The following is a 7,069-nucleotide window of genomic DNA, read 5'->3' on the forward strand; positions in this document are numbered from 1 at the left end:
GATAGTCTAGGTGAGGACGACCGCCACGACTGATGACTTTATCTTTACGACTGAATAACTCTGACAACAAAGGAAGAAAGATATTCCAATCCATAACGGCATCCAAACGTTCTAAGGGATTGCCTTTCTCTGATAGTTTTGACAAGATTTTTTCATCGTCTGTGAATAAATGCATGACAGATCTCCTCATTACTTTTTATTCCCCAATTATCTCATTTTGGGGAAATTTAGGAAGTTTTTAGAGGTCCCCTTTTCAATTTGCCAATCTTCCAATACCAATTCAAAGGTAGCTTGGTTCTCTTTTTCTTCCCGAGATAGCTTATAACTCTCCCTAATGTCTTCAACAGTAACCTGACTCTTTTGCTGGCTCTCAAACTCTTGATAAGCATCAATTAACTGCTGACCATCTAAAACAGCTTCTGATTTTACTTTTACCGTATCAAAATAATCTTCAAAATAAGCACGGTTATAGGAAATCTTTTTACTCAAGTCATGATTATTTAACGTAACCGCAGACTTCCCTGTACCAATTGTAAAATCCACATTTTTCTTTTTGAGGTGGATTTGCACTCCTAATTGCTCTGCTTTCAATAAAAAATCAGACAAGTCCCTAGAGTGTTCCAATAGAAATTCAATCTTGCGCTTAATTTGTCGCCCAGAGAAATATTTGGCAAAAAAATCAAAATCATATAGAAGACGTCTATTCAAATTATCTCCACGAATCACTTTTTTCATTTCCCTATCGGGCATAAAAAATCGACTATGCTTTTTTGAAAAATCAATCTGCACATGTAACTCTTGTGCCTTTTCTTTGAAATCTTTAAAATTATCCGAGTGTCGCAATAAAAAATTGAGACGCTGTTTCAGTTCATATCGATGGCTGGATTGTTTATAGGTTTGATACTTGGTATAAGAAAAACGCTCAGGATTTTCAATAATTTTTGCGCCTGCCATTTTGGAAATTCGGTCTGAAATCATCCGCATATTGCGTTCAACACTATAATCCCATTTCAATTTTTTATCTGAATTCATATCAATAGCGTTAATCAAAATATGATTATGGATATGTTCCTTATCGACATGCGTGGCCACAATAAACCGAAACCGACCTCCTGTTAGTTCTTTAAAAGTCTCATATCCAATCCGATTGATCTCTTCAGGAGTAAGTCTGTCATCAGGCGAGAAAGATTGAATCAAATGGTGCATAGAGATGCTTTGTTGTTTCAACTGAAGACGATCATTTCTTTTTTCATACAACTTGTCATTGATTTCAAAATTGTATTTATACATCTTCACTAGATCTTCATAGATTGGCCAATCCAAATAATTGTCAATTCCATAATCTGATACCAAGGTCATCCCATTTGTTTTATCAGGACGAATAACGTATTTTATTTTTTTGGTTCGTTCATTTGCACCATGAATCGCAAAATGTTTAGTAACGACCATAATGTTCCTCCACTTTTTTAACTGAAGCTGAAAATTCCACTTTTATTTCTAACAATAGCTGTTCAAAACTTTCATTCAATTGCTCAACAGTGAACGAAGAAACCTGTTGTTCCTGATGAGACAATCTAGCCAACTGATTGATATTATTTCCAATACGAGTTAGTTCCCTCATCAACTCTTCATAACCAGAGGTATCTATTTTTACAATTGACCGCTCTGGGTAAAGTAATGCCCAACGAGCATATTCTGAAAAAGTACGACTCCCCATCTCACGCATTCGACTTATTAGTTGTTGATTTTCGCTATCACTAAGATAAACCATTCGTAAATTAGTGCGGTATCTATTGTTCATTTCTACTCCATGTATCTATTTTTAAAATCCTGACTGAGAGGAATAACTCGGTCAATCTCTTCCAATAATTTCCTCACACAATTCAGAAGAATATCAAAGTCCTGAGGAGAAACAGTTTGTTTTTTCTGAGACAAAACAGAAACCTCCAACACTCGTTCATAAATTTTTTCAACAGACTGTATTTGTGTTTGCAGAGAAAGACGATGCACAATGGTTTCAATAAATGCCTGCTCATTGAAATAACTGTTTTTCCCGATACCGTCCACAAGAATTTTTCTACGAACAAAATCTGAAAAATTTGTTTCTCCCTCAGATTCCATCACCCGTTTAATTTGTTTTTCTTCCTCATAACTCAATCGAAAAATTTTTCGCTTTTCTTTACTTCTTGACATAGCTGGCTCCAATCTTTTGATTTTTTGCTTGTGCATACATTGTTCATACAGCACAGAGGCATACATTGTATGCACAAACCTCAGAGTGTTCCCCTCCTGTAATAGACCTTGTCCAATTTTTTCCAGCTCTTCTTCCCAAATACGGGTTGTTTCTGGATGAATGTAATCAATACCTAAATCTTCTAAATAGGAAATAAGAAGTCTACCACGTTCCAAGGGATGGAGCTGTCCCGTCTTCTTCTCTTTCTTCACGTAGCCTCTCTCTAAAATAGTTTTGAGAATACTGGCTCGAGTAGCAGGTGTCCCTAGTCCTTTTTTCTCCAATACATCTTCTACAAGATCAGCCTCAGTTAGTCGTTTGGGAGCCTTTGTTTTATCCTTGAAAACCGTTTGAGAAAGTAAGACGCTCTCCCCTTCCTGATAATCTGGGAGATACTTTTCTTGCATGCTACGAGAAGAAAATTTTTTCCAACCACTATTTAATACATTAGTCTGCTTGGTTAGAAATTCTTGACCATTATTATCAATAACAATCTTAGTTGATTGATACTGATAATCTGCTTCAAACATAAGGAGGGTTCGTTTCGCCACTACCTTATAAAGTAATCTCTCATCTCGAACTAATCGTGAATAAGCAGAAATGTCGATTGTATCTGTTGGAATAATCGCATGGTGTTCTCCAGTTTTATCGGTATCAACATATCGCTCTGTCACCTCCTCTTTTACTTTTTGAAAATCTTTTAAACCAATTAACTGAACTAATTGATATATATACTCTGGACGATTCAGATAAGCAAACTCGTATTCTGTAATGATATTGTAAGCAGTTCGAGGATAAGTCAAAAATTCTTTTTGATACAGCCTCTTTGCGACTTCTAAAGTATAATCTGGCGACCAACTAAAATATCGACTCATGTAGCCCTGAAGACTAGCGGTGCTAAATAATAGTGGCGAGGCTTTCCTTTTTACTTCACGCTGAATACAAATAACTGTTGCAACATCCGAAAGAAAAGAACCGTAATAATGAGCAAGATCCTTACTTGTAAATTTTTCTGAATTAGAAAAAACAAAACTGGTATCCTCATCAATTAACTGCAACTTATAAAGGGGACCTCTAAAAACTTCCTAAATTTCAAGCATTTACTAGATTTTATGAAAAAACAACAGGAAATCGGGGACATTTTCAAGAAAAGACCAGAGAAATGCTTCCCCAGCCTACTCATACTCTTTAAAAGTCAAGATGAGTTAACGACGTCAGATTTTGATTTTTGACGAGTATAAATGACTATATCTACACCCAGACCTCAAAATAAAGGAGTAAGCCCCAAGGCCTACTCCTTTAAAGTGCAGTATTGTCAATGCTTGTATGCATCAGTCATTTTTTCCTTCAATATCAACCACCACATAACGGTTTGGCTCACTGCCTTCTGAATAGCTAGTCAAGCCGTCCATTTTTGAAATGATCCGGTGGATAATTTTACGTTCACTGCTAGACATTGGGTCAGTATGATAGGCTTCTTGCTCCTCAAGTACTCGTTCAGCAAGCTTTTGGGCGTAACCTTGTAAGACTTCCGCACGGTGCTCCACGTAGTCATTGACATTGATGGTCACATAAAAATTACGCTCATAACGATTGTAAAGGAAATTTTGAGCTAACAGTTGCAAGGATTTCAAGACCTTACCATGATAGCCGATGACGCGCCCTGGTTCATCAGTATCCACTTGAAGATTGATGGTACGGCGATTATGGGTTGTTTCAATCCGAGCTTCCACATCCATATCATCTAAGATCTCTTGAATATAGGCAGATACTTCTGTCACCACTTGACCAATGTCGTAGTGTTGCGCAATCTTAATGTTTAAATCTTCAAACGATCCTGCCTTAGCTCCTCCAAGATCGGTGTCTGCTGCAAGATCTTCATCTTTAATAATTTCGATCCGGCCTGTCTCAGCTAAAATGGTCTTTGCATCTTTCTTGTTTTTCAAGATTTTAGCTTTCACCGTATCCTCTAATTGCTGACCAGTTTTTTCAAATTCTTTGACTGCCGCAACAACCTTTCCAAGGTCAATCGTTGCTTCAGAAACACTTTGAACAGGTTCATTAAGGCTATTCACTTCATTCGGAACACCGCGCACCGCTTTTTGATTGGCTTTTACAACCGTTGTTTCATCAATAACATCAATATCCACTTGAGCAGGCTTTTTACCGAATCCTAAGAATCCTTTTTTCTCACGTGCAAGCACTGTGATATGTGCTCTCTTACGAGGAATATTTAATTCTACCAGTCCATTCTGGATTGCTTCTTCTACTGTTGATCCTGTAAACTTCATCTTTTATCTCCTAATATCCTATTTCTTTTTCCGAGCCTTTTTCTGAGCTTTTCTGATTCTTGCCCGACGCTCCCGCTCTTCCTCTATCTTAGCTTGACGCTCCGCAATGATTTTAAAAGGATTGTTCAAGGCTAAAATTTGGAAGACTTGATAGGCGTTTGATACGGTCCAGTAGAGGGTCACCCCACTTGCTGCCGAAAGAGCAAATAACAAAATCATAAGCGGCATCGCAACCATCATGGCTGTCATAGCACCGTTTCGCTCTAGTGCAGCCTTATTGCTCAACCACATGCTCAAAAATGTGAAACCAGTGGCTAGAATAGGTAAGATATAATAAGGATCTGTCTCCCCTAGATTTAGCCAAAGGAAATGCCCAACCCGCAATTCTGGTACTCTCGTCAAGGCTTGATAGAGGGCCAACAAAATTGGCATCTGAATAAAGACTGGAATCATGGATGCTGACATCTTAACGTCATTATCCTTGTAGAGCTTGCGTGTGGCTTCTGTCAGCAACTGCCTGCTCTCCAAATCTTTTCCTGAATACTGCTCTTGTAAGGCTCGCAATTGTGGCTGCAATTCTTGCATTTTCCGCGAAGAAGTCATCTGCAACTGGAACAGCGGCAAGAGCAATGTACGGACTAAGAGGGTAAAGAGGATAATCCCTATCCCCAACTGTCCATTGATAGACAATAATTTAATGATACTTGCAAACCAATAAATCAATCGTTCCCAAGCATCGGTCGATTGGCTGGTCACATCTCCCCTAGCACAGGCCGTGAGCAAGAGCAGGGATAAAGTGAGCAGACTAGCCCATTTAACTTTCTTTTTCAAAAGGAACACCTTCCTTGTATAATTTAGCTAGTTTTAAAACATGTAGAAGATTTTGTTTGATTTCTTGATAGGATAGCTCCTCGACCCCTTTCCGAGCAATGACCACAAAATCATCCGTTGCTAGATAAGGAGCACATTCCATCAGAACATGCCGAATTCTACGTTTAATCCTATTGCGCATCACGGCATTTCCCAATTTTTTACTAACCGATAAACCTACACGAAAATGCATCTGTTCTTTGGTCAACCGATAGATGACAAACCTCCGGTTGGCTATATTTTTGCCCTGTGTAAAAATATCGTTAAAATCACGTTCACGCTTCACACGATACGTTTTCTTCAAAATCTAACCCCATCTTTCAAAATTACTTCCATTATACCATATTTTTCAAAAAAGCCAATAAACTACTTACTTATACAGGTCATTTCAACAAATATTGAACATTTTTTTGTAAAAAACCTCCAAAAATCCAAATTTTCCTCCTAAATACTTTAAGTATTATACCCTCAAAAGGATAAATCCAATCAAATTACTATTGATTTATTATGTATGAATGAGCTTCGGTACGACGATTTTCCTTGAAAGGCGGGAAGCAAAACTCACTTCCTTTCCGTTGTCTTGTGAGGGTTTCCAATTTTACATTGACGAACGGTGAGAAATATAATAAAATATAAATAGAAAAAGTAAAGGAGATTACAAATGAAAAAGATCTTTGCCTATATGTCGTTAGTTTTAACTGCATCGATACTGGTAGCCTGTGGCTCAGGTAGTAAACAATCTGCCGATGGCAAGTCTGCTGGTAATGGTGACGTTGAACTGCGAGTGAAAGAGGGGATGTATATCCTCCCGCCTGATGAGTCTCCTGAGGGGAACTATCTAGCCCTGAAGCTTGAGATAAAAAACACCGGTAATAAAAAATTAGAAATTTCAAACAGTGATATAACGCTCTATAACTCTGATGATGAAAAAACAGACTCACTAAACGTTTACGATTCCAATGATAAGTTTAAAATGATTGGCTTTGAAAGTTTAGCAGAAGGAAAGACAACAACAGGTTACGTTGTTTTTGAAGTCGATTCTAAGGATGAAAGTTATGAATTGCACTACTCTCCGCTCATTTTTGAAAAGAGAGATGTCAAAGATGTAAAAATCAAGGTTGATCCTTCTAAATATCCTGATGAAAAAGAGAAGATTGTTGATCTCACCAAAGAATACATTACAAATGTATTTTTAAACGGAGAAGCAACGGGCGGTACTACCAATGTAAGCGCTAAGCCATCCGAAGCTAAGATCGTTTCTCTGGTCTCTTCTGATGAGAAAGATAAAAAAGAAAAGAAAGATGCAGAGAAAGAATCTGAATCTGGATTGACATTGGCAAATGATCTAGAAAAAGAACGAAGCGAGTTTACAAAAACCTTTATCGATAAATTCGGCCGTGAATTTACCAACTACCAGCCATCCGAGGCAGAGCTTCGTACCTTTGTAGAAGCCTATATCAAAGCAAATGCAAAACGCGCTAAGATTACCTATGATATACTCCCCATATAGTGGACAGTGAAAAAACAAAAATTCACTAGACACTATATGGGGAGTTTTCACATGTCCAAAAGAAGTCCAAAATCAGTAGAAGAAAAGTTAGAAATTGTTTGCTTATTCCTTAACCAAGAACAGTCACTTACCCAACTCAGTAAACAATATCAGGTCGATCATCAA

Annotated in this window: 8 protein-coding genes and 1 pseudogene; 2 read left to right on the forward strand and 7 right to left on the reverse strand. The window is 37.7% G+C overall.

Annotated elements, in window-relative coordinates; all coding sequences use genetic code 11:
* The 7 genes and pseudogenes from BU200_RS11030 to rnpA form a co-directional block, all read right to left on the reverse strand.
* Nucleotides 1-175: pseudogene (locus tag BU200_RS11030) on the reverse strand (IS5/IS1182 family transposase); the annotation flags it as partial.
* Nucleotides 176-207: 32 nt separating this feature from the next.
* On the reverse strand, nucleotides 208-1,449 hold the full coding sequence (locus BU200_RS09730) for a relaxase/mobilization nuclease domain-containing protein (RefSeq protein WP_075099955.1): 1,242 nt from the start codon (nucleotides 1,447-1,449) through the stop codon (nucleotides 208-210).
* Nucleotides 1,436-1,801, reverse strand: coding sequence for a plasmid mobilization protein (locus BU200_RS09735; protein WP_075099956.1), 366 nt, complete (start codon nucleotides 1,799-1,801; stop codon nucleotides 1,436-1,438). The genes BU200_RS09730 and BU200_RS09735 overlap by 14 nt, the downstream gene beginning before the upstream one ends.
* A gap of 2 nt (nucleotides 1,802-1,803) precedes the next feature.
* A complete protein-coding gene (locus BU200_RS09740; protein WP_075099957.1) occupies nucleotides 1,804-3,291 on the reverse strand; it encodes a DNA topoisomerase in 1,488 nt (495 codons plus the stop codon).
* A 273-nt stretch (nucleotides 3,292-3,564) separates the two neighbouring features.
* Complete coding sequence (gene jag / locus BU200_RS09745; RefSeq protein ID WP_075099958.1) at nucleotides 3,565-4,524, reverse strand: RNA-binding cell elongation regulator Jag/EloR; 960 nt, start codon at nucleotides 4,522-4,524, stop codon at nucleotides 3,565-3,567.
* Between the two features lie 18 nt (nucleotides 4,525-4,542).
* Nucleotides 4,543-5,355: a membrane protein insertase YidC gene (locus BU200_RS09750; protein ID WP_075099959.1), complete on the reverse strand. Its 813-nt coding sequence runs from the start codon at nucleotides 5,353-5,355 to the stop codon at nucleotides 4,543-4,545.
* On the reverse strand, nucleotides 5,339-5,698 hold the full coding sequence (gene rnpA / locus BU200_RS09755) for a ribonuclease P protein component (protein ID WP_075099960.1): 360 nt from the start codon (nucleotides 5,696-5,698) through the stop codon (nucleotides 5,339-5,341). The genes BU200_RS09750 and rnpA overlap by 17 nt, the downstream gene beginning before the upstream one ends.
* 357 nt (nucleotides 5,699-6,055) lie before the next feature.
* Between rnpA and BU200_RS09760 the strand changes: the two genes are divergently transcribed.
* On the forward strand, nucleotides 6,056-6,904 hold the full coding sequence (locus BU200_RS09760; RefSeq protein ID WP_075099961.1) for a DUF4352 domain-containing protein: 849 nt from the start codon (nucleotides 6,056-6,058) through the stop codon (nucleotides 6,902-6,904).
* 51 nt (nucleotides 6,905-6,955) lie between these two features.
* A partial coding sequence (locus BU200_RS11805; RefSeq protein ID WP_487246359.1) for a transposase occupies nucleotides 6,956-7,069 on the forward strand: 114 nt, incomplete at its 3' end.

This window comes from Streptococcus acidominimus, assembly GCF_001921825.1.
Taxonomy (GTDB): Bacteria; Bacillota; Bacilli; order Lactobacillales; family Streptococcaceae; genus Streptococcus; species Streptococcus acidominimus.